Source organism: Pseudomonas sp. GW821-FHT04D07 (genome assembly GCF_059420225.1).
Genome location: NZ_JBWKTH010000001.1, coordinates 672,869 through 698,506, shown reverse-complemented (window position 1 = coordinate 698,506; position 25,638 = coordinate 672,869). Strand labels below are relative to the sequence as shown.

Annotated in this window: 21 protein-coding genes; 5 read left to right on the top strand and 16 right to left on the bottom strand. The window is 61.6% G+C overall.

What is annotated here, in order from left to right; genetic code table 11:
* Positions 1 to 23 precede the first annotated feature (23 nt).
* The 3 genes from trhO to AC07T0_RS03285 all read right to left on the bottom strand — a co-directional run bounded on the left by trhO (position 24) and on the right by AC07T0_RS03285 (position 1,913).
* Complete coding sequence (gene trhO / locus AC07T0_RS03295; RefSeq protein WP_494999830.1) at positions 24 to 962, bottom strand: oxygen-dependent tRNA uridine(34) hydroxylase TrhO; 939 nt, start codon at positions 960 to 962, stop codon at positions 24 to 26.
* 117 nt (positions 963 to 1,079) lie between these two features.
* A complete protein-coding gene (locus AC07T0_RS03290) occupies positions 1,080 to 1,376 on the bottom strand; it encodes a BolA family protein (RefSeq protein WP_494999829.1) in 297 nt (98 codons plus the stop codon).
* Between the two features lie 12 nt (positions 1,377 to 1,388).
* The gene (locus AC07T0_RS03285) at positions 1,389 to 1,913 is read right to left on the bottom strand and encodes a DUF2059 domain-containing protein (protein ID WP_494999828.1); all 525 of its coding nucleotides are present in this window, start codon (positions 1,911 to 1,913) and stop codon (positions 1,389 to 1,391) included.
* 190 nt (positions 1,914 to 2,103) lie between these two features.
* Here AC07T0_RS03285 and AC07T0_RS03280 point away from each other — a divergent pair, with 190 nt between their 5' ends.
* Positions 2,104 to 3,498, top strand: coding sequence for a class II fumarate hydratase (locus AC07T0_RS03280; RefSeq protein WP_494999827.1), 1,395 nt, complete (start codon positions 2,104 to 2,106; stop codon positions 3,496 to 3,498).
* 149 nt (positions 3,499 to 3,647) lie between these two features.
* Here AC07T0_RS03280 and AC07T0_RS03275 read toward each other — a convergent pair whose 3' ends face one another.
* Positions 3,648 to 4,610: a DMT family transporter gene (locus AC07T0_RS03275; protein ID WP_494999826.1), complete on the bottom strand. Its 963-nt coding sequence runs from the start codon at positions 4,608 to 4,610 to the stop codon at positions 3,648 to 3,650.
* 211 nt (positions 4,611 to 4,821) lie between these two features.
* Here AC07T0_RS03275 and AC07T0_RS03270 point away from each other — a divergent pair, with 211 nt between their 5' ends.
* Positions 4,822 to 5,031: a DUF6316 family protein gene (locus AC07T0_RS03270; protein ID WP_494999825.1), complete on the top strand. Its 210-nt coding sequence runs from the start codon at positions 4,822 to 4,824 to the stop codon at positions 5,029 to 5,031.
* Between the two features lie 185 nt (positions 5,032 to 5,216).
* On the opposite strand, the gene AC07T0_RS03265 is transcribed toward AC07T0_RS03270, so the two are convergent.
* Both AC07T0_RS03265 and pap read right to left on the bottom strand, forming a co-directional pair.
* On the bottom strand, positions 5,217 to 6,401 hold the full coding sequence (locus AC07T0_RS03265) for a thiolase family protein (protein WP_494999824.1): 1,185 nt from the start codon (positions 6,399 to 6,401) through the stop codon (positions 5,217 to 5,219).
* 108 nt (positions 6,402 to 6,509) lie between these two features.
* The gene (gene pap, locus AC07T0_RS03260) at positions 6,510 to 8,018 is read right to left on the bottom strand and encodes a polyphosphate:AMP phosphotransferase (RefSeq protein WP_494999823.1); all 1,509 of its coding nucleotides are present in this window, start codon (positions 8,016 to 8,018) and stop codon (positions 6,510 to 6,512) included.
* Positions 8,019 to 8,158: 140 nt separating this feature from the next.
* Between pap and mnmC the strand changes: the two genes are divergently transcribed.
* Positions 8,159 to 10,171, top strand: a complete 2,013-nt coding sequence (gene mnmC / locus AC07T0_RS03255; protein WP_494999822.1) for a bifunctional tRNA (5-methylaminomethyl-2-thiouridine)(34)-methyltransferase MnmC2/FAD-dependent 5-carboxymethylaminomethyl-2-thiouridine(34) oxidoreductase MnmC1 — start codon at positions 8,159 to 8,161, stop codon at positions 10,169 to 10,171.
* Between the two features lie 20 nt (positions 10,172 to 10,191).
* Here the strand turns inward: mnmC and AC07T0_RS03250 are convergent, their stop codons facing one another.
* The 3 genes from AC07T0_RS03250 to AC07T0_RS03240 all read right to left on the bottom strand — a co-directional run bounded on the left by AC07T0_RS03250 (position 10,192) and on the right by AC07T0_RS03240 (position 20,007).
* Positions 10,192 to 15,057 carry an NEL-type E3 ubiquitin ligase domain-containing protein gene (locus AC07T0_RS03250; protein ID WP_494999821.1) on the bottom strand — a complete coding sequence of 1,622 codons (4,866 nt, stop codon included), beginning with the start codon at positions 15,055 to 15,057 and terminating at the stop codon, positions 10,192 to 10,194.
* A 15-nt stretch (positions 15,058 to 15,072) separates the two neighbouring features.
* A complete protein-coding gene (locus AC07T0_RS03245; RefSeq protein WP_494999820.1) occupies positions 15,073 to 18,963 on the bottom strand; it encodes a dermonecrotic toxin domain-containing protein in 3,891 nt (1,296 codons plus the stop codon).
* A 219-nt stretch (positions 18,964 to 19,182) separates the two neighbouring features.
* Positions 19,183 to 20,007, bottom strand: coding sequence for a DNA/RNA non-specific endonuclease (locus AC07T0_RS03240; protein WP_494999819.1), 825 nt, complete (start codon positions 20,005 to 20,007; stop codon positions 19,183 to 19,185).
* 174 nt (positions 20,008 to 20,181) lie between these two features.
* Between AC07T0_RS03240 and AC07T0_RS03235 the strand changes: the two genes are divergently transcribed.
* Positions 20,182 to 20,409 carry a YheU family protein gene (locus tag AC07T0_RS03235; RefSeq protein ID WP_248802340.1) on the top strand — a complete coding sequence of 76 codons (228 nt, stop codon included), beginning with the start codon at positions 20,182 to 20,184 and terminating at the stop codon, positions 20,407 to 20,409.
* A gap of 3 nt (positions 20,410 to 20,412) precedes the next feature.
* On the opposite strand, the gene csrA is transcribed toward AC07T0_RS03235, so the two are convergent.
* The 7 genes from csrA to AC07T0_RS03200 all read right to left on the bottom strand — a co-directional run bounded on the left by csrA (position 20,413) and on the right by AC07T0_RS03200 (position 24,510).
* Positions 20,413 to 20,613, bottom strand: a complete 201-nt coding sequence (gene csrA, locus AC07T0_RS03230) for a carbon storage regulator CsrA (RefSeq protein WP_494999818.1) — start codon at positions 20,611 to 20,613, stop codon at positions 20,413 to 20,415.
* Positions 20,614 to 20,781: 168 nt separating this feature from the next.
* Complete coding sequence (locus AC07T0_RS03225; RefSeq protein ID WP_494999817.1) at positions 20,782 to 21,114, bottom strand: YnfA family protein; 333 nt, start codon at positions 21,112 to 21,114, stop codon at positions 20,782 to 20,784.
* Between the two features lie 65 nt (positions 21,115 to 21,179).
* Positions 21,180 to 21,995, bottom strand: coding sequence for an SDR family oxidoreductase (locus AC07T0_RS03220; protein ID WP_494999816.1), 816 nt, complete (start codon positions 21,993 to 21,995; stop codon positions 21,180 to 21,182).
* A 214-nt stretch (positions 21,996 to 22,209) separates the two neighbouring features.
* The gene (gene speE, locus AC07T0_RS03215; RefSeq protein WP_494999815.1) at positions 22,210 to 23,085 is read right to left on the bottom strand and encodes a polyamine aminopropyltransferase; all 876 of its coding nucleotides are present in this window, start codon (positions 23,083 to 23,085) and stop codon (positions 22,210 to 22,212) included.
* Between the two features lie 177 nt (positions 23,086 to 23,262).
* A complete protein-coding gene (locus AC07T0_RS03210; protein ID WP_191488733.1) occupies positions 23,263 to 23,451 on the bottom strand; it encodes a hypothetical protein in 189 nt (62 codons plus the stop codon).
* A gap of 245 nt (positions 23,452 to 23,696) precedes the next feature.
* Positions 23,697 to 23,891 carry a PLDc N-terminal domain-containing protein gene (locus AC07T0_RS03205; RefSeq protein ID WP_494999814.1) on the bottom strand — a complete coding sequence of 65 codons (195 nt, stop codon included), beginning with the start codon at positions 23,889 to 23,891 and terminating at the stop codon, positions 23,697 to 23,699.
* Between the two features lie 88 nt (positions 23,892 to 23,979).
* Entirely contained in the window at positions 23,980 to 24,510 is a 531-nt protein-coding gene (locus AC07T0_RS03200) for a hypothetical protein (RefSeq protein ID WP_494999813.1), read from the bottom strand.
* Positions 24,511 to 24,782: 272 nt separating this feature from the next.
* Between AC07T0_RS03200 and AC07T0_RS03195 the strand changes: the two genes are divergently transcribed.
* The gene (locus AC07T0_RS03195) at positions 24,783 to 25,559 is read left to right on the top strand and encodes an ABC transporter substrate-binding protein (RefSeq protein WP_494999812.1); all 777 of its coding nucleotides are present in this window, start codon (positions 24,783 to 24,785) and stop codon (positions 25,557 to 25,559) included.
* The last annotated feature ends 79 nt before the right edge of the window (positions 25,560 to 25,638 follow it).

The window sequence follows — 25,638 nt, the reverse complement described above, 5'->3', positions numbered from 1 at the left end:
TACAGCAGGCGCGCGGACATGATTCAGCCCTCGGAAGATTGACGGTAATTGTAACCAATCGGGTGCGGCTGGTTACGCGCCTTGGCCAGTTCGATCTGCTTCTGGCGGTCAATGGCGCTGCGACGGGTTTTCTCGCTCAAGGTGTCCCAGCAATGTGGGCAACTGATCCCGGCCACATAGTGCTCCGAGGCACGCTCCTCGACGCTGATCGGTGTACGGCAGGCATGACATTGATCGTAGTCGCCTTCGCTCAGGTCATGGCGCACGGTAACGCGATTGTCGAAGACAAAGCAGTCGCCCTGCCACTTGCTCTGCTCCTGGGGCACCTCTTCGAGGTACTTGAGAATCCCGCCCTTGAGGTGATAGACCTCGTCGAAACCCTGGCTGAGCATATAGCTGGAGGCCTTTTCGCAGCGAATGCCACCGGTACAGAACATCGCGACTTTCTTGTGCCGGGACGGGTCGAAATGGGCTTTGATGTAGTCGGGAAATTCGCGAAAGCTGGTGGTTTTCGGGTCGATGGCGCCTTCGAAGGTACCGATCGAGACTTCATAATCGTTACGGGTGTCGATCAGCAGCACTTCCGGATCGGCGATCAGCGCATTCCAGTTCCGCGGATCGACATAGGTGCCGACCTGCTTGTTCGGGTCCACGCCCTCGACGCCCAGGGTGACGATTTCCTTCTTCAGCTTGACCTTGGTCCGATAGAAGGGCTGATCGTCGCAATAGGATTCCTTGTGGTCGATGTCGACCATCCGCGGATCCAGCTTGAGCCAGGCCAGCAGGCCGTCGATACCTTCGCGGCTACCGGAAACGGTACCGTTGATGCCCTCTTCGGCGATCAGCAGGGTGCCCTTGATGCCGTTGTCGACCATGGCCTGCAACAGTGGCTCGCGCAGGGCAACGTAATCTTCCAGAGTGACGAACTTATAAAGTGCCGCCACGACTATGGGTTGAGTCATGGGTGATGCTCTCCAGGTGGCTGCCCTCGCAAAGGGCGAACCGGGTGCAAAAAAAACGCGCCGACAGTGCGGCGCGTTGCGGATTCTAGCAAAAAAACACCGGTCAAAAAACCAGCATCAATGCCCTCCGCCGGCGCAGACCGGCGATGCCGGGGCCGCGCCGATTTTCACCCACTCTTCAGGGGTGTAGGTATGCAGGGCCAACGCATGGAATTCGCTCATCAGATCACCCAGGGTGGCGTAGACCTTCTGGTGGCGCTTGACGCTGTTCAACCCGACAAACTGTGCGCTGACCAGCACCGCCTTGAAGTGGGTCTGCAACCCACGGCTGTGCATATGGCTTTCGTCCAGGACTTGCAGATGCTCGGGTTGCAGGGCGCTCAGTGCGGTTTCGATACGTTGCTGCATGCTCATTTCAGGCTCCGCTTACGGCTTTTTCTTGACCGCAGGTGCTGGCGCCTTCGGCGTCAGCTCGTTGGTCATGTCTTCCAGCAGCTTGTTCACCACCGGTACCGCGCTTTCCAGCTTGGCCTGGGTCATCTGGGCCGATTGCTGGGTCAGCTGCGGCATTTTCTCCAGGACCTTCTTGCCCAGCGGCGACTGGTAGAACGCGACCAGGTCCTTGAGTTCGGATTCGCTGAAGTTGTCGGTGTAGAGCTTGACCATGTCCGGCTTCAGCTTGTTCCAGCCGATGGCCTGGTCCAGGGCGGCATTGGCCTTGGCCTGGTAGGTGTCGAGCAACGGCTTTTTCGAGGCCGGTGCCTGGGTCTGCTCGAAACGCTGGGCAAACATTTGCTGCACTTGCGCGTAGACCGGGGTTCCCAGCTTGTCGGCATGGGCCAATGTCAGAAAAGCTTCGGCACTGGCATTGTGGCTGGCGGTATCGGCGAAAACCTGGCCGCTGGCGCATACCAGAGCAACCGCGGTACAGATGGCACGAAGACGGGTCATCGGGTGTCCTTTCTAAACAGGCGAGGTAAAACCCCAAGGGCGACCATTCTGCGCCTAACAAAGTGTGTCACTCAACCCCGTGGCAAGCGCGGGGTGTCCAACGGTCGCGAAGAGAGTAAAACCTGGAAGGGAACCCAAGCGTTCGATCAGGACCTAAACTGCGCTAACCCGCCATCAGGAGTGAAACCGCATGAGTCGCATCGAAACCGACAGCCTGGGTCAGGTGGACGTACCGGAAGAGGCCTACTGGGGCGCCCAGACCCAGCGTTCGCTGATCAACTTCGCCATCGGCACGGAAAAAATGCCCCTGGCGGTCATGCATGCCCTGGCACTGATCAAGAAGGCCGCGGCCCGGGTCAACAACCGCAATGGCGACCTGCCCGCCAATATCGCCCGACTGATCGAACAGGCCGCCGACGAAGTGCTCGCTGGCAAGCATGACGACCAGTTCCCGTTGGCGGTCTGGCAGACCGGCAGTGGTACCCAGAGCAACATGAACGCCAACGAAGTGATTGCCGGACGCGCCAATGAGCTGGCCGGCAAGGGCCGCGGCGGCAAGTTGCCAGTACACCCCAACGATCACGTCAACCGCTCCCAGAGCTCCAACGACTGTTTCCCTACCGCCATGCACATCGCCGCCGCCCAGGCGGTGTATCAGCAGTTGCTGCCAGCGATTACCGAACTGTCCGGTGGGCTGGCGGAACTGGCGGCACGGCATATGAAGCTGGTGAAGACTGGGCGCACCCATATGATGGATGCCACGCCAATCACCTTCGGCCAGGAGGTCTCGGCCTATATCGCCCAACTGAACTATGCCGAGCGGGCGATTCGCTCGGCATTGCCGGCGGTCTGCGAACTGGCCCAGGGCGGCACCGCCGTCGGCACCGGGCTCAATGCGCCCCATGGTTTTGCCGAAGCGGTTGCCGCCGAACTGGCGGCGCTGTCCGGCTTGCCGTTCATCAGTGCACCGAACAAGTTCGCCGCCCTGGCCGGCCATGAGCCCTTGACCACGCTCTCCGGCGCCCTGAAAACCCTCGCCGTGGCCCTGATGAAAATCGCCAACGACCTGCGCCTGCTCGGCTCCGGGCCCCGTGCCGGGTTTGCCGAGGTCAAGTTGCCGGCCAACGAACCGGGCAGTTCGATCATGCCCGGCAAGGTCAACCCGACCCAGTGCGAGGCGTTGTCGATGCTGGCCTGCCAGGTCATGGGCAATGACGTGACCATCGGCTTTGCGGCCAGCCAGGGTCATCTGCAACTCAATGTCTTCAAGCCGGTGATCATCCATAACCTGCTGCAGTCGATCCGCCTGCTCGGGGATGGTTGCAGCAACTTCCAGCAGCACTGCATTGCCGGACTGGAACCCGACCCGGTGCAGATGGCCGCGCACCTGGAGCGTGGCCTGATGCTGGTGACCGCGTTGAATCCGCATATCGGCTACGACAAGTCGGCACAGATCGCCAAGAAGGCCTACAGCGAAAACCTCACCTTGCGTGAGGCGGCGTTGGCCCTCGGTTACCTGACCGATGCGGAGTTCGACGCCTGGGTCCGACCGGAGAACATGCTCGAATCCGGAAAGAACGGCTAATGCCGAACGCGCGCGCCCTCTGTAGGAGCGAGCTTGCTCGCGATGATAACCGGAGCACCGCGAACCATCAGGATTCCCGCGTCATCGTCGACGACCATCGCGAGCAAGCTCGCTCCTACAGAAGGGCGCAAATACCTGCAACGGGGTCGTTATGGATTCACCGCCTGGCGCACACGCCGGGCCTTGAGCCCGGCCATCAGCGACGGCCCCAACGCCACCAGCGCCGAGCCCAGCACCACCAGCAACGCGCCGCCATACCCCAGGCCATTGATGTCTTCGGGCTGCACGAACCCGGGCCACAGCCAGGCCGCCAGGGCCACCGCGGCAAAGGTCACCAGGGGCGTGATCGCCAGGGTCGCGCTGACCCGCGAGGCTTCCCAGTGCGCCAAGGCTTCGGCAAAGGCGCCGTAGGCCACCAGGGTATTGAGACAGCAACCGAGCAACAACCAACCCTGCAACGGGCTCAATTGCAAGACTTCGACCGGGTGCACCCAAGGGGTGAGCAACAAGGCGCAAAACAGGTAGATGACCATCATCACCTGCAACGAATTCCACACCGTCAGCAGTTGCTTCTGGCTCAAGGCGTAGAAGGTCCAGACCGTGGACGCCAGCAACACCAGCAGCACCCCGGCGGTATAAGTCCCCAGGGACGTCAGCAATTCACCCAGGCGCTGGTTGAAAAACAGACCAAAGCCGAACAGCAGCACCAGCAAGCCGATCCCCTGCCCCAGGCTGAAGCGTTCCTTGAACACGAACAGGCTGGCGATCAACAGGAAGATCGGCCCCATCTGCACCACCAACTGTGCGGTGCCAGGACTGAGCCGATTCAAGCCCATCAGGTAAAACACGTAGTTGCCCACCAGGCCGAGCACCGCCATCAGCACCAGCCAGCCACCTCGCGGCCCGAGGACCTGGCGGCTGGGCAAACGCCGGGTCGTCGCCAGATAGACGAAAAGACAGCCCCCCGACACGATCAACCGGTACCAGGTCACGGTCACCGGGTCCATCACCTGCAACACCTGCTTGAGCTTGATCGGCAGGATGCCCCAGAGCACCGAGGTCAGCAGCGCCAGGAACAGACCGTAACCCCAGCGACCGGATGAGATGTGCATGAAGAGTCCTGTGGACGTGTGGGGGAAGTCGTCATTCTAGGCCGTGCAGGGGCGGCAACACAGCTGGGGAAGGCCGCTCGATGCGACCTTGAGCGTGCCAGAAGCGGCGCCAATAAAATGGCCTCGACCATTGATCGGACGATCAGGCGCGCTATCTTCATAAGTTTTATGCTGGATTTCTGACAGCCACGTTCATCAGCGAGATTTCGCCATGTTCGGCAAACGCGCACAAGACAACACCGAGGCCACCCATTTCCGCAGTCATCGGGTGACGGCCATCAACGGCCAGTTTTTTTTCAGCACCCGGGAAAACACCCTGGAAGGGCCGTTTTTTACCCGAACCGATGCCGAGCGTGAAACTCAGTCGTATGTAAAACGCATGCAACTGACCAAGGATATCAAGGCCAGCCAGCCCCTGTAGCCAGCGACGGCAGGTCTATCCCTTGGCGTTGCATTGCCCTTGCGGCCGCCATCGCCAGCAAGCCGGCTGCCACAACCGCCGAGGTGAGACGGTATTGCGCGGTGAAACTTCGTCCTGTAGGAGCCGGCTTGCTGGCGATAGCGACGGCACATCTTGCATCGCTATCGCTGGCAAACCCTTGCGCCTCAGAGCAACGCTTCGAACAATCCCGTCGCGCCCATGCCACCGCCCACGCACATGGTGACGATGCCATAACGCAGCTTGCGTCGTTGCAGCTCGCGCACCAGGTGCCCGACCTGGCGCGAGCCGGTCATGCCGAACGGATGGCCGATGGAAATCGAACCGCCGTTGACGTTGTACTTGGCGTTGTCGATGCCCAACCGATCACGGCTGTACAGGCACTGCGAGGCGAACGCCTCGTTCAACTCCCACAGATCGATGTCCGCCACATTCAGGCCTTTGGCCTTGAGCAGCCGCGGTACCGAAAACACCGGGCCGATCCCCATTTCGTCCGGTTCACAGCCGGCCACGGCAAAACCGCGGAACAAGGCCTTGGGCGTAAGCCCCAGTTCCAGGGCCTTTTCCAGGCTCATCACCAGGGTCATCGAGGCGCCATCGGACAGTTGCGAGGAGTTGCCCGCGGTCACCGAACCGTCTTCGGCAAACACCGGCTTCAAACCGGCCAGGCTGTCCAGCGTGGTGTCCGGACGATTGCAATCATCACGCTCCACCACCCCCGCCAGGCGCTGAATCTGCCCGCTGGCCTTGTCCTCGACCGCATAGGTCACGGCCATGGGCACGATTTCATCATCGAACAGCCCGGCGGCCTGAGCGGCGGCGGTGCGCTGCTGGCTTTGCAGCGCGTAAAGGTCCTGCTGCTCGCGACTGACGCCGTAGCGACGGGCGACGATCTCGGCGGTCTGGCCCATGGGGAAATAGATCCCCGGCACCTGCTCCTTGAGCAGCGGGTTGATCAGGTTGTCGGTGTTGACGCTTTTCATCGTCAGGCTGATGGACTCGACGCCACCGGCAACGATGATGTCGCTGCAGCCGGAGGCGATCTGGTTGGCGGCAATGGCGATCGCCTGCAAGCCCGACGAGCAAAAGCGATTGAGGGTCATGCCGGCGGTGCCACTGCCCAGCTTCGACAACACCGCAACGTTGCGCCCAATGTTGTAGCCCTGGGCCCCCTCGTTGGAGCCGGCACCGACAATGCAGTCTTCGACACTGGCCGGGTCGATACCGTTGCGGCTGAGCAAGGCATTGACGCAATGGGCCGCCATGTCGTCCGGCCGGGTCTGGTTGAATTTGCCGCGAAAGGACTTGGCCAAGCCTGTCCGCACGCTGTCGACGATCACCACTTCACGCATGGCCCACCTCATTGATTGTTGTTGTCGGTTGGAAAGATCAAGCGAGCATAAGCCCACCCGATTCCCGACCGCGACAATCATTCATCCGGCGTATGCGCGGCCATCGTCCTACTTCGCCTTGCCCTTCTTACCACGCTTTGCGAAGGCCGCCTCGACGGCCAGATTGATCGTGCGCAGCACCTTGACCCGGGCCCAGCGCTTGTCATTGGCTTCCACCAGCGTCCAGGGTGCCACTTCGGTGCTGGTCCGGTCGACCATATCGCCGACGGCGTCGCGGTACAGGTCCCATTTCTCGCGGTTGCGCCAATCGTCTTCGGTGATCTTGAAGCGCTTGAACGGAATATCCTCGCGTTCCTGGAAGCGCTCCAGTTGGGTCTGCTTGTCGATGGCCAGCCAGAACTTCACCACGATCACCCCGGCTTCGCTCAGTTGCTCCTCGAAATCGTTGATTTCACTGTAGGCGCGCATCCAGTCAGCCTGGCTGCAGAAGCCTTCGATCCGCTCCACCAGCACACGGCCATACCAGGAACGGTCGAACACGGTGAACTTGCCGCGCATCGGGATATGCCGCCAGAACCGCCAGAGATAAGGCTGGGCGCGTTCATCCTCGGTGGGGGCGGCGATAGGAATGATGCGGTACTGCCGCGGATCGAGCGCCGCCGCGACCCGGCGGATCGCTCCGCCCTTGCCCGCCGCGTCATTGCCTTCGAACACCGCCACCAACGCGTGCCGACGCATGCGTTTGTCCCGCAGCAGACCAGCCAGCCGCGCCTGCTCGGTAATCAACTGTTCTTCATAGTCGTCCTTGTCCAGGTGCTGGCTCAGGTCCAGGCTGTCCAGCAGGCTGAGTTCGTCCACCCCTGAAAGCAGCGGCGCGGCATTGCTCGGGCGCGGCTTGGCATCCCGGGTCTTGAGCGCGGTCTGCAAGCCTTCAAGGAGGATTTTGCCCACGGTCAGGCTGCGATAGTGGGGATCGACCCCTTCGATTACATGCCAGGGTGCATAGTCGTTGCTGGTACGACGCAACACCCGCTCGCCGAAATGCACGAACTGGTCGTAAGTCTCCGACTGCTGCCAGTCCAGCGGGCTGATACGCCAGCTGTGCAGGGGGTCATCCTGGAGTGATTTGAGACGGGCCTTCATCTGCTTCTTGGACAGATGGAACCAGAACTTGAAGATCAGCGCGCCTTCGTCGCAGAGCATTCGCTCCAGGCGTTCGGCACCATTGATCGCCTGGTCCAGCACCGCATCCTTGAAGTGACCGTGCACCCGGCCCTGCAACATCTGGCTGTACCAGTTGCCGAAGAACACGCCCATCCGCCCCTTGGCCGGCAGTTGCCGCCAGTAGCGCCAGGCCGGCGGTCGGGCCAGTTCTTCATCGGTTTGCTGGTCGAAGGTGCGGACCTCGATCAGGCGCGGGTCCATCCATTCGTTGAGCAACTTGACCGTCTCGCCCTTGCCCGCCCCTTCAATGCCATTGATCAGCACAATGACCGGAAAGCGCTTTTGCTGCTGGAGTTCGAACTGTGCCTCCAGCAAGGCTTCACGCAAGGCAGGGACTTCAGCGTCGTAGGTGTCTTTGTCGATGGCGTGACCGATTTCAGCGGATTCAAACATAGGCGACTCCCTTCCAAGATGGGGCAAGACTAACGGATCGGACCACGCGGTGTGGCGGGAAATCCCCAGGCCTTGCCGTGGATCAATCCGGCGTCCGGCAATGGGCTAGAATAGTCCCCTTGTTACCGTCGAGTGGCCCCATGACCTGCGTATCGCCCAATCCTCCCACCCATGCCCAGATCGACTGGGATGACCAGGGTCGCCCGCACTCGCGGGTCTTCGACGACGTGTATTTCTCCGATCAGTCGGGCCTGGACGAAACCCGCTACGTGTTTCTCGAACAGAATCGCCTGCGGGAGCGCTTTGCCGCCCTGGGGTCGAACGAGCGGCTGGTGATCGGCGAGACCGGCTTCGGTACCGGACTGAATTTCCTCTGCGCCTGGCAGTTGTTCGAGGACTGCGCGGTGCCGGGCGCCCGGTTGCATTTCGTCAGCGTGGAAAAATACCCGCTAAGCCGCGCCGACCTGCAACGCGCCCTGACCCTCTGGCCCGAACTGGCAAGGTTCAGCGCGCCATTGCTCGGGCAGTATGTCGCCATTCACCAGGGCTTCCAGCGACTGCTGCTGGACAATGGCCGGGTAACCCTGACGCTGCTGGTCGGCGATGCCCTGGAACAACTGCCGCAACTGGACGCCCAGGTCGACGCCTGGTTTCTCGACGGTTTCGCCCCGGCCAAGAACCCCGAGATGTGGACGCCCGAGCTGTTCGCCGAACTGGCGCGGCTGGCGGCCCCTGGCGCGACCCTGAGCACCTTCACCAGTACCGGTTGGGTCCGCCGCTCACTGAATGCCGCGGGCTTCAAAATGCGCCGCACACCGGGCATTGGCCACAAATGGGAAATCCTGCGCGGCGAATTTATCGGCTGGCCCGCGGACACGACTGTACCGCCTGCCGCCAAGCCATGGTTCGCGCGCCCAGCGACGCCCAGCGGCGAACGCCAGGCCCTGGTGATCGGCGGTGGCCTGGCCGGTTGTGCCAGTGCCGCGAGCCTCGCCGCCCGTGGCTGGCAGGTCTGCCTGCTGGAGCGCCACGACGCCCTGGCCCGGGAAGCCTCGGGCAACCCGCAAGGCGTCCTCTACCTCAAGCTGTCGGCCCATGGCACGGCGCTGTCGCAACTGATCCTCAGTGGTTTCGGGCATACCCGGCGCTTGCTCGAACAGTTGCACAGAGGCCTCGACTGGGACGACTGCGGTGTCCTGCAACTGGCCTTCGACGAGAAAGAAGCCGAGCGCCAGGCCCAGTTGGCCAGCGCCTTCAGCCCCGAGTTGCTGCAGATCCTCGATCAAGCCCAGTCCCAGGCCCGCGCGGGCGTGGCCCTTGAGCACGGCGGACTGTTCTTCCCGGAGGGCGGCTGGGTCCATCCGCCAGCCTTGTGCCAGTGGCAAGCCGGCCACCCGAACATTGAAGTACGCGCCCATAGCGACGCCGTCGAGCTGCGCCGGGTCGACGGCCAATGGCAGGCGTGGGGCGCCGACAGCCTGCTGGGCAGCGCCCCGGTGGTGATCCTCGCCGGGGCCGCTGAAGTGAAACGCTTCGCCGCCAGCGCCGCGTTGCCACTCAAGCGCATTCGCGGGCAGATCACCCGTCTGGCGCAAACCGTCGGCAGCAGCGCCTTGAACACCGTGGTCTGCGCCGAAGGTTATGTCGCGCCGGCGCGCCTCGGTGAACATACCCTGGGCGCCAGCTTCGATTTCAAGAGCGAGGACCTGACCCCCACCACCGCGGAACACATCGGTAACCTGGCATTGCTACAGGACATCTCGCCTGACCTGGCCATCCGCCTGAATGCCGCTGAACTCGCCCCGGAGCACCTGCAAGGCCGGGCCGCCTTTCGCTGCACCAGCGCGGACTATCTGCCGATCGTCGGACCGCTGGCGGACCCGAAGCCTTTCGCCGAGGCCTACGGCATCCTCGGCCGGGATGCCCGGCAGATACCGCAGGTCCCCTGCCCCTGGCTCGAGGGGTTGTATATCAACAGCGGCCACGGCTCGCGCGGTCTGATCAGCGCGCCGCTCTCGGGCGAATTGCTCGCCGCCTGGCTGGAGAACGAGCCGCTGCCATTGCCACGTAGCGTCGCCGAGGCCTGTCATCCGAATCGCTTCGCCTTGCGCAGCCTGATCCGCGGCCAGGGCAAGCCTCAGGCCGGTGCCTGAGGCCGCGCCGCTATGCCGACTCAGAACGGGGCGGGATGTTCATCCATTTCGTGCTGGGTCAACGCCTCGAGAAAGGTCTGCTCCTCGGCCATGCGGGTCTCCATCAACGTCGACAAGCGCCGGGCATAGCTGGCGCTGAGCATCTCCGGGGAGTGGGTCAGCAACTGCTCCTCCTGGTCATGAAAGGGCTTGTTGAAGCGGGTAAAGTCACGCGGGTATTTCTTTTTCAGGTAATCAATCCAGAAATCGCGCGAAGCAATAAAAGTCTTCAGGGCCGGCGTGCTCTCCGCCAGGCGGATATTGCCTCGGGCCGCGAGGATCTGCTCCTCGGTGACATTGGCAATGGATCTGAAGAACATCTCCTTCGGCTGCCCGGGCAAATACAGCGAACGCCCCAGGCCGACCCGATAGGCCAGATGCACTTCGACCTCATCGACCGCGTTCGATGACGCTATCTCGGGATCGCCGTGCAGGGTCTTGACATGATCCCGAGCGATATCGTCGATGCGCTCCAGGCGAAACAGTCCGCGCGCCAGCTTCAGCAGTTCCGCCGGCTCATTGCTCTTGGCCGCCAGGGTCCTGGCCCTGGCCAGCAACACCAGGACTTCCAGATGGCTGAAGTTTCGCGCGGCGCTGTCGACGCAGGTCAGCGGATCGGCCGCCAGGTCGAACAGTTCATTGCGCAAGGTTGTGTTCTCGGCCGCGTCCGCCAGCACGCCCCAGACCCGGCGCGTCAGGTCCGCGCGAATCTTCAGATACTCGGCACTGCCCCCCAGTCGCCCCAACAACACAAAAAACTCCTCGGAACCCGGCTCCTGCCGCAAGCTCTGCCACAGGTTCTCCAGCGTTTCACGGCGCGCGCCCGCCTCGAGATCGGCCAGCCAGCGTTGACGCGCACTGTACTCGTCCAACTCCAGCTCCGTATCCGGAATACCGAAAGTGATACCGGTACGTGTCCGATAGGCGGCCAACAGGTTCTGATGGTCAACCGTGAAGGGGTTGTTACGCAGGATGATCCGCCGATTGATCGGCGAAGGCGCGGTGTAGGCCTCGCTCGGCATGGTCTGGATCTGGTTGTCGCGCAGGTCCGCTTCGTACAGACGCATCCGCGTCAACAACCCCGTGGGCAAGCTGTCGATTCCCGTTCCCCGCAGGTGCAAACGGCGCAAGTGCGGCATCTGGCCGACGTCCAGCAGACGGACATCGAAGTTGCCATTCAGGTTCAGGACTTCAAGATGGTGCAAGCTCGACAGTACGTTGATCGAGCCCTGGGTCAGCGTGATCCGGTTGTCCTGCGCGTGCAGCTCCCTGAGCTGGCTCATATCGGCAATCGCGTTCGGCAGGGCCTCCAACCGATTGTTGTTCAACTCCAGTCTGCGCAGATTGGAAAAATGCTCGAGAAAGTCTTCGGGAATACGCTTCACATTCATGTTCTTCAACGACAGTTCAGTGACATGATCGAAGCTGATGCCGAAGGGCAAGCTCGGCAAGCTGTCGACGCGCAACCCCGCCAGACTCAGGCTGCGGCCTATGACCACGCCATTCTCGTCATAGGTCCGAGGCGTTTGCCAGCGCCAGCAACGCTCGATGATCTCGGCCGCCTGCTCGCGACTTTCATCGACACCACCCAGCCAGGCATGTGCCCGCTGAATGCTCCCCTCCGCCCCTCGCCAATTGCGTAGCGTCAAACGCAACTGCTTGAGTTCCTCCTCGAGCCCCTCAAGCTGGCTTCTGACCTGGAGCGGATCGTCACCCAGGGAAACATACAAATTGCGCACTTCCGCCGCACAGAGATCGGGATACAGTCGGCTCAACCGGCGCAATCCTCGGTGCGACCCATAGACACCGCCACGCCTGACTCGCAGGCAGGCCTGCATCTCACTGTCGCGCCAGGCCAGCGAGCGGTATCCGGGCTTGCGCGGAGGGAAGCCGAGGGTCTCTTCGAGCTCGACACGTGGTCGCTCCATCAACTTGGACATCAGCAGCTTGTGCAGCAAGTCGGCTTCGTCCAGCTTGACCCCCATCGCCCCACGCTCGACCAGTCGCAAGCCGCTCAATACCGCACCGCTCAGGGCGTGGCGCCCCTTGATCAGTGGCCCCAGGCTCAGGCCCTCGTCATCAAAGGCCTGATATCCCTGCGCGGTCCTGACCAACACCCGGCGCCGAGGCCAATCGTCATCGCCCATCTTGCTCAACAGAGGACCATCGAAACGTTGCTGGCGAATCTCCACACGCAGATCCGGCGGCCACCCGCCCATGGTTTTCAGCATGGACAACTGCAACCTGACAGTATCCAGGTTGCCGGGGTTATTGAGAAAGCCACTGTCCAATGCGTGGTTGAGGCGAATCTCACGCAGGTTCTCGTTCGCCTCTTCAATCAGCTGCAAGGGCAGGCGATCGCCGGAGCCCAATCGCCCTTTCAGCAGCGCATTCGCCTGCTCCAGGGTTTCACGCAAAACCCCGTCCGGCAAATCGGCGAAGCCGCGCCTCAAGCCCACGGGTAATCCGGCATCGGTCAGGCAACACAACCTGTAGAGACGCGCGAACACCGCCGTGCGCTGCTCGTGCACATGCGTGCGCAGCACGCCCTCCAGCAGCATCGACGCCTGGTCGGGATCCGCCCCCGGTCCGAGCAGTTCCCGGCGTTCCAAAAGCGTCAGTTTGTTCAAGATCACCGCCAGGCCATCCGTTTCGATGTCCTTGGCCCGCAACACTATGCTCTGCGGCTGCGATGTCAGGTCCACCCCGTATTCACGCAGCGGTTTGCCCGTCCCGTCCAGAAGCATGAGTGCGCGATCCCGCGGCCAGCCCTTGAGGCTGGGCAGAATCTGCAGTTTCAAGTCGAGCAGGCGAGCGGCGGCCGACGCCGGTGCAGTATCAGGCGCGAGCAGCCAATTCAACTCGTTATCCAGTCGGAAACGCCCTATCGAGTCAAGCAGGGATGCCGGGATCTTTGCATGGCTCATATGGATCCGCCGCAACTGCGACTCGTCGAGGCGTTGAATCGAGAGGATTTGCTCTATCGTTTCATCACTCAAAAAGCGCACGTCAGGGCCCAGGCGCCGAAACAGGTAAACCGGATCGTGCCATTGCAAGGGCCATTCGTGGACCAACCTCCAGGCCCCGGCGCCATTGTGCTCAAGCACTGGCTCGTAGGCTGACTCGCGAAGAGGATGCCGCAGGCGCCAGGCCCCGACGGACTCATCCCGGTAAACCCGGTAAGGCTCACCGGCGATATCCAGGTATCGATGTCCGTCGTCCGCTTCGTCCGCCTGATAGAACCCCTCGTGGTCCAGCGCCCGGCCCGCCAGTCCGGGATCGTCATGGCGATAGGCATACAGATCGGGCTGCCATAGCCGATAGCGACCATCGCTCGAGCGGACTGGCAGCAGGTCATCAAAAAAATCCGAGTGCCGTTGGAAGAATCCCTTGAGCGCCTTGCCTCCCCAGTGCATGGCCACGCCCAGGGCAACCATGGTCACAATATCCTCGGCCACCGACATCATGTGCGAAATGGCCTCGTCGCGCTCACCGCGCCGCCAATCCTGATAGCCCTCATAGGTTTCCGCCAGCAGTTGCCCGACCGCCACGCCCATCATCAACAAGCCCAGCCAGGGGTTGGCGAAAGCGGCCAGGTTGAGCAGGCTCATGCCCAGGCTCAAGTGAGACAGATACCTGGCCTGGCGGGCATCCTGATCGACGTCCTCGGTGGGCACCGCGACGACCCGCGCGTCGTCCTGCAGCCGCAGGATCTGTTGCCGGTAGAGCTGAAAAGACAACTCGCCACTCAGTACCTCCAGCTTCAGTTGCAAATCGGCCGTCGGGTTCAGCGATATCCTGACCTTGTCATCGGCGTCACGGGTTTCCAGGGTCAGGCTCTTCCTCAAGCGCGCCAGGAATCCCGGCAGTTCGCGCTGACTGACAAAACCACAGAAGAACTTCTCGTACTCGGGTTGCCAAAGTCGGCGGCGCAGCTCGGCGTGGAACGCCTCAAGCGAGGCATAGCGTTTGAATCGCGTGAGCGGATCGTTGGGAATATGCACCAGCACCCGGTTTTTCAGGCCGTCCTTGTCGGACTGCGGCACATTGTCCAGCGTGAACAGGCATACACCAGACAACCTGACCCCGAGCATCAACAGATTGTGGGCCATCATCTTCGTACCGTCCGCGGCAACGGCGACATTCAGCTCGATCAATTTACAGACCTGTCGATAACTCGCCTCATCGAGGTCCTTTTTCAGATAGGCAATGCAGGCATCCACCAACCTATCGGCTTTCTTTTGCCGCACGATGGCGGACTCGATGCGAAATCCGCTGTCTTCCGCACTCTCCTCGTCACTTTCCGGAAGATGAAAAACCTTACACAGGTGATATTGATAGAGCCTTCCCAGATCGAGCTGGCGGACCAGTTCGACAAAATCCTCCACGGCGATTTTTGCCACCCGTTTCTGGTCGCCGCTCAGTCTGATATGAGACAGCGGAGGAAGGCGCTCGTCCGCCGCGAAGTTCTGCATGGCCGCTTCCAGCAAACTGCGACGGGTATACGTCATCGGAAAGAAATGAGTCGACCCGGTCGGCGGCGGCAGTGAGGGCCAGCGATTGGCGATATTCAGCTGGTCCCGGTGGATATCCAGCCCCGGGCCGAATCGACTCTGCAGTGCGTGCTCCAGCACCGGCCCGCAAAAACCCAGAACGGTTTTCAGATCCTTGAGCCATTCGGACACTTCCTCCTTGAAAAAAAGACTGCGCCGCAGGTATTCGCGCAGGCGTGCGATATCTTCAGCGCGAGCTGCCAGCAACCAGGGCGGCGCATTGGCATTGATCACGTCTTCGTTGGCACTGTGTTCGTCGAGAACAGCGGTTACAAGATGGGTAGTGGCTGACATTTTAAATATCCTTTTTTAAAAGTTCGCCGCCGCGATCTGGGTTTCCAGGGCTGCGACCACCGTTTCCAGACTCTCGATGCAGCTGTATGGCCCGTCGGCATAGCTGAACAGTGCTTCACGCAGGAGCCTGTCCTGGCTAGCGGCCTCGACGATCGACCAGACCCGTCGGGCAGTCTCCTCTCGCCTCTGCCGGTTCTGCTCCCGCGACCACAGGTGCAGGCGCCAAAACAGCAGGAAACACCCCTGCGCCATAGGTTCGGCACGCAAGCGCCGCCACTTCAACCGCTGTGCCGCCAGCCGCTCCTGGCAGGCCGCCGTTGCCAGTACCTGCGGATCGAAGGACTCGATCCAGGCATCCTCTTCCTCTTGCTCGCTGCCACGGCTCGGAAGTGGCGCCACGCTCAGGCTGATCCCCGCGTTCTGCTTGAGCGCCGCCAACCGATCAAGGCTGTCTTCGGACAAGGGATTGTTCTGCAAGCCGATATAACGGGTCACCGCAGCGGGCGCATTGAACAGTTCAGACGGTATCGAGGCGATGCGGTTATCCCGCAAATCCAGTGCCTCCAGGGCCAACCGCGTGAACAGCCCATTCGGCCAGCGATCAATGCCCGTATTGCGCAGCATCAGTTGCCGCAAGGCCGGCAAGCCGCTCAGTTCTGGAAGCTCGGCGAGGGGATTGCCATTGAGGTTGAGTGTTTCCAGAGAGGCCATGTCCGTCAGCAGCGCCGCACTGTGTACCGTCAGGGAAATCCGATTGCCTTGCAGGTACAGATGGGTCAGGTGTTCCATATCGCACAAGGCGTCCGGCAAGGCGGTCAGTTGGTTGTCGCTCAGATCCAGCCGGCGCAGCCCGGTGAAGCCGGTGAAAAAACCTTGGTCGGCATCCGTCAAGGCCATATCCCTGAGGATCAGGTCGCTGACGTGACTGAAGTCGATATCCCCGTCCAGCTCCGGCAAACGGCCCGCGCGCATCCCTTGCAGGTCAAGCGTCACCCGCAGCGTTTTACCTGATAGACACCACGCCCCCTGCTCCCAGGCCCGCTTGATCGAATACGCCAGTTGCTTTCGGCTTGCCGCGGTGCCCCCGGTGGCGGAGAGCGGGTCATCAACCGCAACGGCCGCTTCGACCCAGGCCCGTAATTGCGTCTTGAGCCGTTCGTGCTCCTGTTCACGCGATTCCAACACAAGGGCGGCCTGCTCCGCAGTCCCCAACGATTGCAGATACACGCGGATCTGCACCATCGATAACAACGGGTAGAGCCGGTTCACCCGGACGATCAAGGCGTGCCATCGCGCGTCGCCAGGGACGCTGTCGAACAACGGGTAGCCTGGGTGCTCTTCGGGTAGCGCGAGCCGTGGCGGGGCACATAAACGCGCCGCCTGGTGGCGATGCTTGAGCCCCAGCTCGACCAGCGCCTCGCGCAATGGCCCGGGCTGGGTGGCGTTGAAGCCCAGGGCCGTGCGTTGCTCCGGCAACAGTGCCAGAAGCACCGCCTGCACCAGACTGGAGGCCGAGGCCAGCGGTTTGTTGGACGCATCCTGGACAAGGTAGTCATCGTTGCGTTGCTCGCTGACGGACAGGCGCCGCTGCAACTGGGCGGACTCACGGCCGAGGGCGAAGGTGGTGCTCCCCAGTCCGGCCTTGCGCACGTAGTGCAATTCCAGTCGCAGGTTATCCGGCCAGCCCGGCAAGCGCTCGAGCATATGGAACGCCAGGCAGTCGGTTTCGAAGGAGGCGCGGTCATTGAAGAGGAAGTCGGCGTTGACGCGATTGACCGTCAGTTCCAGCCGCTTTCGCAGGGCGGCCTCGGACAAGGCCAGGGGCATCTGCCCCTGAATCAGCAGCCGCTGCCGCTGCACATCGTTGGCCTCGGCAATCAGTTCCTGCTCCACCCATGCCGGTAATTCGGGAAAAAACTGCCGGGGCCCCGGCTCGACCACCGCGTCGGGCAGCACCTCGGCGGCGGCACCCGGCGCCTCACGCTGGCGGAATCGCCGGACACTTTCGTTAAACACCCGCAGCACGGGCATCAAATCGATATGCAGCCGGCGCAGCACAGCGGCATCGGTGCCTGTGACCCTGAGCACCTGCCGCACCACCGCATCGGACAACCCTTCGGCAATCGGCCCCAGGCGGCGAAACAGATAAATTTCATCCGACCATTGCGCGGGATTCTCGAAGGCAAACCGCCAGGCGCCTTCGCCGTTGTGCAAAACCAGCGGCGAATAGGCACCCGCACGGGTCGCATGCTTGAGACGCCAGCGCCCGTCGAATGCCTGCTCGTCCAGGCGATAGACTTTCGTGTCGATCCGCACATAACGCGCTTCACCGTCGCTCAGTACCCCTGCGGCATCCGACTCGCCGAGGAACATGGCCCGCCGGTGCTCGTAGGGATGCGCGTCGGGATTCCACAGGCGCAAGACACGTTGCTCGCCCATGATTGCGATCAGTCCGGCACAGAAATCCGACTCCTGCGGCCGACCGCGCTCCCAGAACACCTGTTCACGCTCGTCCGGGTCCAGGTCGAGCAGATTGATGGCCTGCGCCATCAGCGAATCCACCAGCCCTACGCGGTCCCTCGCCCGCCAATCCCGCCAGCCTTCGTAAAACAGATCGAACAAGGTTCGGGAGCGCCCGCCCAACACCAGTTGCCCCGGCTCCGGCAGGCCATAGACCGACAATTGCGCCGCCGACACCCCGCACTCGTGCCAACGGCGCAAGCGGGCCAGGCGTGTCGTCCGATCCTCGGTCCCGGTGGGAACGGCCAGCGCCCGCGCATCGTCGACGAGCTTGCCCAATTGCAGGTGCACCAGTTCGCTGAACAAGTCCGCGGCCGCGGGCCGAAGGGCGAACGACCAGCACGCCCCCGCACGCGAATGCTCGGCGGCCTGCTCAAACAGCGCCTTGTCGAATTCGGGTAGCACGCAGTAATCCACCAGGCGAGCGATGAAATACCGATATTGCGTACCGATGCCGATCTTTTCCGCCAGCCAGGCGGAAAATGCCGTTATCGATGAATGTTCCCGGAACGGGCAAGCGGGTTCGTTCGGCAGATACACCACGCATGCCCGTCCCTCTTGAGTCAGGGCATCAGCGGCGGCAAACAGCAGCACCCCTTCCAGGGCGGTGCCGAGCATCGACAAATGGCTGGCCTGAACCACCTGGCCATCCCAGTTGACCGAACGTTCCAGATTCAACACCCGAACCAGCATTTCATAGGCGGGCCGTTCGATATCGCTGTTCAGGTAGGCGATATGGGCATCGAACAGCATGCAGGCTTGACGATGCCGTTCCAGCAGAAAAGACAACCGCGGATCGAGCCTCGACACAGGCTCCTCTCCCGGACGTCGCGGACAATAAAAAACACTCCGCAGGTGCGCCTGATAACGACCGCCCAGGTCCAGCTCACGAAAAATCCGCGCCAGCCTGTGCGGCTCGACCTCATGCACCCGGTATTCGCCGCTCGCCAGCGGGCGGCGGACGCCACTGCCCGCGGGAAAACCCGAGGCTGCCGTCTCGACACGATCAAAGCCCTGCAAGGCGCTGTCGAGCAGAGAGAGCGCTGGAATGTCCGTCTCCCCGCCGTCGGCGTCAGCGCTTGGCGCGATGAACAAACAATCCCGACGCGGATCCAGGCGACCCAGGCCGTTATCCGCCAACGCCCGGGCCACCAGCAGCCCGGCAAATTGCCCCAGGGGCTGGTACTGACCAAGCGCAGTGTCTATTTCATCACGGTAATACTCGCTCAATCGCATGCTTTCGCCCAAGGCGGCCCAGAGGTTGTACTCGGCGGCCCTGCGCCGCAGATAACGCGGGGTGTTTTGAGCAAAGACGCTCTGGCGGTGAAAACTGCGCTGTTCTTCCGGCATCAAACGTTGTTCGCCGGCACTCAATCCTTTCAACATGCGGAAATACCCTTGATCGTCCATGTTCACCGAGGGTATCAGCCTGACGCGGCTTGAAAATCACAAAAAACTTATTGTTTATCAGTAAGTTAAATCTTAAATCCAAATCCTTTGGATAGCCCGATAACACCTGTCCATGCAACGCGGCGAGGCACCGAAACCCACCCGGCGACCGCGCCATTTTTTATAACGATTGGATATGAAAAGTTTCAGGTCCGCTTAGCCCAAGTCACAGTTGGGGGGCCTGGGCCAGGTACGTGCGGGTTTCTGTGCCTTGACCTCGTCGCTCGCCTCGATAGCGATGCTGTCCGCTCCCAGCAACGCCTCCAGTTCGGCGATGCTGCGAATGTAGCGGTCCAGCGGTTCCAGCTTTGCCTGATTGGGGATGTACCAACTGATGGCCTGGGCCTGGCCATCCGCACCGGTGGTCAGGACGGTTTTCCAGAAGGCATCCGGGGTGCGGATGCCATGGGACTCGAGGAAGAAGTCGTTCTCCGTGTCGCCATAGACCACGCCGCCATGAACCTGCACCGGCGCCAGGTCGCGATAGCATTCGGAGACCTCCTCCGTTTGCACCCAGATCCCCTGGTTGAAGCGCGCGGCCTGGGGCACGATATTGCTCATGTAGTGGGCCTGGCGAATCGCCAGTTCGCTGTGGTCCATCTGATTGGAGGGCACCAGATGCCCGCGGTCCCAGCCGGGCACGGCGCCGTAGCCTTTGGCGGACAGTTGCCCCGCGCACCCGTCGGGCAGGTCCGGATCCAGTTCGAAACCCTTGGGGCGTTTGACATTGCCCATGTCCGCGGTGAGCCGATATTCGTACCTGAGCGCCGTGCGCTTTGCACAGTCATAGGTCAGGGTAAAACCCTCCCGAAGCAGGGTGATCTGCCCAGGGCTCGGCACCGGGCTGGGTAATGGCGAGGCACAGCCGCCCAGGCCCAGCAGCAGTCCCCACAAGAGTCTCCGGCGGCCAGCGGCACCACGGATATGGGTCAGGGCCGGGCGCAATGCCGGCCTGAGGTGATGTACTACGAGATGATTCATTCGGTCGTTCCTGATTCGCGTGATCTGCCCTTGGCAGCCCACCCGAAAGGGAACACCTTCTGTGCTACCGGTGTCTGTCAGAACACGGCGAAATGCGCGCGAGACCTGTCATTAGGTAGCCCGACACGCCCTGGCACAGTAGCATCAGGCCCCATAGCCGCAAGAGACGATTCCATGCTGATTCCCTACGAACAACTTGAACCCGATACCCTCACCCGCCTGATCGAAGATTTCGTCAGCCGCGACGGCACCGACAACGGTGATGACACGCCCCAGGAAACCCGCGTGCTGCGCGTGCGTCACGCCTTGAGCAAGGGCCAGGCGGTGATCTTCTTCGATATCGAAAGCGAGCAATGCCAGTTGCTGCCCAAGCACGCGGTGCCGAAAGAGTTCTTTGACTGACCGCTAGACAACGGAGTCGCTGGCCGGCTCCGGCTCACCCAGCTTGGTCAGGATCCGACGGTAGATTTCCGCCCGATGCACATTGACGTGCTTCGGTGCCTCGACACCAAAACGAACGTGATTACCGTTAACAGCGAGAATTCGCACGGTGATGTTATCGCCGATGGAAATCATCTCGCCCACGACGCGGCTCAGTACAAGCATGGCAGTCAATCCTCAAGGGTTAATGAGCGCCCAAGACTGCCCGCCCCGCTGAGCACCTTCAATGCACGCGCCGCAAATCAGTCGGCCCTGACCGACAGGGTCGATTCGCCCTACAGAATCAGATTGCTTACTTGGCAAAGTCGGAGATTTTACCGATGAGGAGCCGGCTCAGGCCTGTGAAAAGCGCGGCCCCAGCAGGATGACGCTCGCGCCAAGGACGCAGAGGGCGGCGCCCAACCAGTCCGAGCCCAGCGGGCGGATACGTTCGATCAGGCCCAACCAGGCGATGGAGGCCACGATGTAGATGCCGCCGTAGGCCGCGTAGGCCCGACCGGCGTAGGTCGCCTCGACCTTGGTCAACAACAGCGCAAACAGCGTCAGGCTCAACAGCGCCGGGGCGACCCACCAGGCGCTCTTGCCCAGCCGCAGCCACATCCAGAAGGCATAACAACCGGCTATTTCAAACAGCGCGGCGAGAAAGAACCACAGATAGTTGATCACGATAAACACCCGTCAGGATTGCCCGTTGCAGGCAACCCTAACCAGCCGTCGATCCGTGGGCAAGCTCAATGCGGGACTTGTTTGGCCTTGGCCCGCATCTTGTCGGCCATCAGGGTCATTTCGTCATAGAGCAACTGCGGATTCTTCTGCTTGAGGGCCCAGGCCATGCGCCCCTGCTCGTGGGGCAGAATCATGAACTCGCCCAGGCCGACCTGGGTGTAGATGTAGTCGGCGATATCGCTCGCGCTGATGGGCGAGCTTTCCAGCAGCTTGCCGACCTGGGCCTTCATCGCCGGCGTAGGCCCGCGGAAAGAGTCCAGCAGATTGGTCTGGAAAAACGACGGGCAGACCACGTGCACACCGACTTCCTGCTGCGCCAGTTCGATCAACAGGCTTTCCGACAACGCCACCACACCGGCCTTGGCCACGTTGTAGTTGCTCATGGCCGGTCCCTGCATCAGCGCCGCCATGGAGGCGATATTGATGATCTTGCCCTTGCTCTGTTCCAGCAGCGGCAGGAATGCCTTGCAGCCCTTGACCACCCCCATCAGGTTGATCGCGATCTGCCAGTCCCAGTCTTCCAGCGACAGCTCGCTGAAGAACCCACCCGAGGCGACGCCGGCGTTGTTGACGATCACATCGATGCCGCCGAACTTGACCTCACAAGCCTGGGCAAAAGCCGTCAGCTGGCTGTAGTCACGCACGTCACAGCGCTGGGTGAAACCGTCGCCGCCGGCTTCGCGCACCAGCCGGAGGGTTTCCTGCAGGCCCGGCTCGCTGACATCCGACAGCGCCAGGCGCCAGCCTTCGCGGGCCCAGCGCAGTGCGATTTCGCGGCCAAGACCGGAGCCGGCGCCAGTGATCATGATGCGATTGTGCATAGCAGATACCTTGTGGGTTCTGAGGACGATGGTCGGCAGTGTAGCGAAGGACGCCCAAAGGCCCATGCACCATCAGATTGCTGAATGCTCCAGGCAAAGTGGCGACCGAGGATGGTCCCAGGGGGGGGCTGGACAGGATATGAACATCCCGGGTTGACGCCGGTTCGCGATGGCCGGGTTGACGGTCATCGCGAACCCACTGGCTGGCGCAGTATCAGTCGTTGCTCGGCTTGTTCACCGCCTGCAACACGTATTGCGGCAAGGCAAACGCGCCGATATGGATCTCGGGGTTGTAGTAGCGAGTGACAATACCGCTGCCGGCAAAACGCTGGCGCAGGGTTTCCAGCGACAACTTGCGCGACGCGGTGTTGGTCGCGCCCCAGGCGAAGGTCATGGCACCGCCGATGTAGGTCGGTACCGCGGCCTGGTAGAAATGCCAGTCCGGGAACAGGCTACGCAGGCGTCCCGCAGTGGTCTGCACTTCGGACAACTGCATGAACGGTGTGCCATTCTGGGTCACCAGAATGCCACCTTCGTTCAGGCAGCGCCGACAGGCCTGGTAGAAGTTTTCGGAGAACAGCACTTCCCCGGGACCGATCGGATCGGTGGAATCGGAGATGATGACGTCGAACTTTTCCTCGGTGGTGGCGACAAAACGCATGCCGTCGTCGATCACCAGGTTCAGCCGTGCGTCGTCGAACGCGCCCTTGGAATGCTCCGGCAGGAACTGCTTGCACATGTCGACCACGGTGGCGTCGATCTCGACCATGGTGATGTGCTCGACGCCGCGGTGCTTGGCCACTTCACGCAGCATGCCGCCGTCGCCACCGCCAATGATCAGCACGCGCTTGGCGCTGCCATGGGCGAGGATCGGCACATGGGTGAGCATTTCGTGGTAGATGAATTCGTCGGCTTCGGTGGTCTGGATGACACCGTCCAGGGCCATGACCCGACCCATGCGGGCGTTTTCGAAAATCACCAGGTGCTGGTGCTCGGTGCGCACTTCGTGCAGCAGCTTGTCCATGCGAAAGCGCTGGCCGTAGCCTTCGTAGAGGGTTTCCTGGTAGTGGGTTTCAGGCGTATTGCTCATGGGAAGTGCTCCGGTGAATGCGAGTGACAACGGACGGTTACCCGCCCATGGCGGGCTATCGAACAAGCAACGGGCGCTAATGGCCATTGCCGCGATAATCCGAGAAAGGCGCGCATTCTACGTTGCGAACGATGACAGGTCGAACCTTCGCTGGGCACAGGTCGTCGGCTTCTGCACTCAAGGAACGAGATATTTGATCAGCAATGCGGTAACCGTCGACACGGTACCGACAAAGCCAACGGCAATCGCGACCGGGTACCAGAATGTCTCACGTGTCATCTTCCCCGCCTCGGCATTGAGCTTGCGTTGCTCGGCGATAAGCTTGGCAATCTCGACATGGGTTTTCTCAAGCTGGGCCTGTTCCATACTCATCTCCTGCATGGGCTAATCCTTTAGCGTAGGGTTTCGGGTCAGCTCCTCCCTTGAATCCAGGAGGGGCCAGGGGGCAAAGCGTCCAAGCTTTTTTACCCTGCTCAAAACCTAGGACTTCATCCGTGTAAACGCCATCAGCCCCCTACAACAAAAGGCGTAGGCAATTTCCGAAACGCCATCGAGAGGTGCCACAACCCTCTCCCGGATCGACACCAGGCTCAAGCCTGCCTTCAGGGCCACTAGCGTAGATTGAGATTGCCACGCGGCCCGGCGATCGCCCAGATGATCAGGCCGAGCACCGGTAGCAGGATGATCAGCAAGATCCAGAGGATCTTCATCCCGGTTTCGGCAGTGCTTTTCAGCACATTGAGGATGGCCCAGATATCCAGCGCCAGGATGATCAGGCCGATCAGGCCGTTGAAAGTGGAACCCATGGTCTTGCTCCTTGATGAGGATCTGCCCCCATAGGATAGCCGGCCTGTGCCAGGGTTCACTTTATTGCCGATCCCTCGCGGCGGGGGCTCAGACGTGCAGCGCGACCCGCAGGGCTTCCAGGGACGGCGCGGCGACAATCCCGACTTCCTCGCACAGGGCCAGTACCCGCGGCAGGTCATTGCCGTAGACCAGCACCGCCTGGAGTTCGTCGTCGAGCAACTGACTGAAATTCACCAGCACGTAGCCACCCATTTCCGGGCTCATGCTGCTCAGTTGAACCTGGATGCGGTTCAACGCGGTCAAGGCTTCGACCTTGGCCAGCTGCTTGGGTTTGATGTTGAAAGGCACATCCTTGCCGAAGGACTCGACGATCCGGGCGAACAGATCCATGTAGGTGTCGGCCTGGAAAAGAACGGTCTCGGGCAAGCTGCCGACCACCACCCACTCGCCCAGGGGCATCGGAAAGCTGTCGTCGTAGTTGATGTCCGGGTTGGCCGCCAGGAAACCGGCCGTGTCGGCATAGGCCTGGGCGGCTTCATCGGCGATCTGCAGGATTTCGGCCTCGCTCATGCAGCCGGAGCTGATTTTACTGATGAGTTCGACGAGGGCGGTTTTCATGGGCAGGTCCTGCAGCGGAGAAAATGACGGCCGCGAAGGATACACCAATTCCCCCTGGGGCCGGACCGTCCGCGCCTGAATCCCTGCTGGCGCGCCTGCGGACGGCATTGCCGGGCCAGAATCTGGCATTATTTTTTTCATAAAATTGATTTATGAAATAAAACGTGTCATTTATAGCCACGACAAAATCCTGCGGGCCCACCCGCTACGCCAGTCCGGACGGCACCTCGCTCACGTTTCAGAACCGCCCCCCAACAACAGGAGTCAACAATATGAACAAGACAGGACTTCTAGGTGCCCTGGCCCTCTGCGCCTTCAGCATCCTGGCCCATGCCGACGAGGACAGTCTGCGTATCGGTATCGAAGCCGCCTACCCGCCCTTCTCCTACAAGACCCCGGAAGGCAACCTCGGGGGTTTCGACTACGACATCGGCAATGCCCTGTGCGCCGAGATGAAGGTCAAGTGCCAATGGGTGATCCAGGAATTCGACGGCATGATTCCCTCGCTCAAGGTGCGCAAGATCGATGCGGTGCTGTCGTCGATGTCGATCACCGACGACCGCTTGAAGTCGGTCGACTTCAGCAAAAAGTACTACCACACACCGGGTAAGTTCGCGATGAAGGCCGGCAGCCTGATCCACGATCCGTTGGTGGATCTCAAGGGCAAGAAAGTCGGCGTGCAACGCGCCTCCACCTACGACCGTTTCGCCACCGAACAACTGGAGAAAGCCGGGGTCGAGATCGTCCGCTACTCCTCGCAGAACGAAGCCTTTCTTGACCTGGCCTCGGGTCGTCTGGACGCCACCCTCGCCGACATCGTCAACACCGACGAGAGCTTTATCAAAACGCCGGCAGGCAAGGGCTTCGCCCTGGTCGGGCCAGATATCAACGAGCCGAAATACTTCGGTCGGGGCGCCGGTATCGCCCTGCGCAAGGGCGATACCGCGAACGCCACGCGCCTGAACGCGGCCATCGATGCCATCCGCGCCAACGGCCAGTATCAACAGATACAGGCCAAGTACTTCGCGTTCGATATCTACGGCGAGTAAGCCTCCCCGTGACCTGGCGCCCGCTTGATGCGGGCGCCCTTCTCCCGCTTGTCCCGCGCGCCATCGGCGTTTCGGGCGA

Excerpts from the sequence above, each read along its gene's own strand:
- trhO (WP_494999830.1), bottom strand. The coding sequence starts at position 962 with ATGACTCAACCCATAGTCGTGGCGGCACTTTATAAGTTCGTCACTCTG.
- AC07T0_RS03290 (WP_494999829.1), bottom strand. The coding sequence starts at position 1,376 with ATGAGCATGCAGCAACGTATCGAAACCGCACTGAGCGCCCTGCAACCC.
- AC07T0_RS03285 (WP_494999828.1), bottom strand. The coding sequence starts at position 1,913 with ATGACCCGTCTTCGTGCCATCTGTACCGCGGTTGCTCTGGTATGCGCC.
- AC07T0_RS03280 (WP_494999827.1), top strand. The coding sequence starts at position 2,104 with ATGAGTCGCATCGAAACCGACAGCCTGGGTCAGGTGGACGTACCGGAA.
- AC07T0_RS03275 (WP_494999826.1), bottom strand. The coding sequence starts at position 4,610 with ATGCACATCTCATCCGGTCGCTGGGGTTACGGTCTGTTCCTGGCGCTG.
- AC07T0_RS03270 (WP_494999825.1), top strand. The coding sequence starts at position 4,822 with ATGTTCGGCAAACGCGCACAAGACAACACCGAGGCCACCCATTTCCGC.
- AC07T0_RS03265 (WP_494999824.1), bottom strand. The coding sequence starts at position 6,401 with ATGCGTGAAGTGGTGATCGTCGACAGCGTGCGGACAGGCTTGGCCAAG.
- pap (WP_494999823.1), bottom strand. The coding sequence starts at position 8,018 with ATGTTTGAATCCGCTGAAATCGGTCACGCCATCGACAAAGACACCTAC.
- mnmC (WP_494999822.1), top strand. The coding sequence starts at position 8,159 with ATGACCTGCGTATCGCCCAATCCTCCCACCCATGCCCAGATCGACTGG.
- AC07T0_RS03250 (WP_494999821.1), bottom strand. The coding sequence starts at position 15,057 with ATGTCAGCCACTACCCATCTTGTAACCGCTGTTCTCGACGAACACAGT.
- AC07T0_RS03245 (WP_494999820.1), bottom strand. The coding sequence starts at position 18,963 with ATGTTGAAAGGATTGAGTGCCGGCGAACAACGTTTGATGCCGGAAGAA.
- AC07T0_RS03240 (WP_494999819.1), bottom strand. The coding sequence starts at position 20,007 with ATGAATCATCTCGTAGTACATCACCTCAGGCCGGCATTGCGCCCGGCC.
- AC07T0_RS03235 (WP_248802340.1), top strand. The coding sequence starts at position 20,182 with ATGCTGATTCCCTACGAACAACTTGAACCCGATACCCTCACCCGCCTG.
- csrA (WP_494999818.1), bottom strand. The coding sequence starts at position 20,613 with ATGCTTGTACTGAGCCGCGTCGTGGGCGAGATGATTTCCATCGGCGAT.
- AC07T0_RS03220 (WP_494999816.1), bottom strand. The coding sequence starts at position 21,995 with ATGCACAATCGCATCATGATCACTGGCGCCGGCTCCGGTCTTGGCCGC.
- speE (WP_494999815.1), bottom strand. The coding sequence starts at position 23,085 with ATGAGCAATACGCCTGAAACCCACTACCAGGAAACCCTCTACGAAGGC.
- AC07T0_RS03210 (WP_191488733.1), bottom strand. The coding sequence starts at position 23,451 with ATGGAACAGGCCCAGCTTGAGAAAACCCATGTCGAGATTGCCAAGCTT.
- AC07T0_RS03205 (WP_494999814.1), bottom strand. The coding sequence starts at position 23,891 with ATGGGTTCCACTTTCAACGGCCTGATCGGCCTGATCATCCTGGCGCTG.
- AC07T0_RS03200 (WP_494999813.1), bottom strand. The coding sequence starts at position 24,510 with ATGAAAACCGCCCTCGTCGAACTCATCAGTAAAATCAGCTCCGGCTGC.
- AC07T0_RS03195 (WP_494999812.1), top strand. The coding sequence starts at position 24,783 with ATGAACAAGACAGGACTTCTAGGTGCCCTGGCCCTCTGCGCCTTCAGC.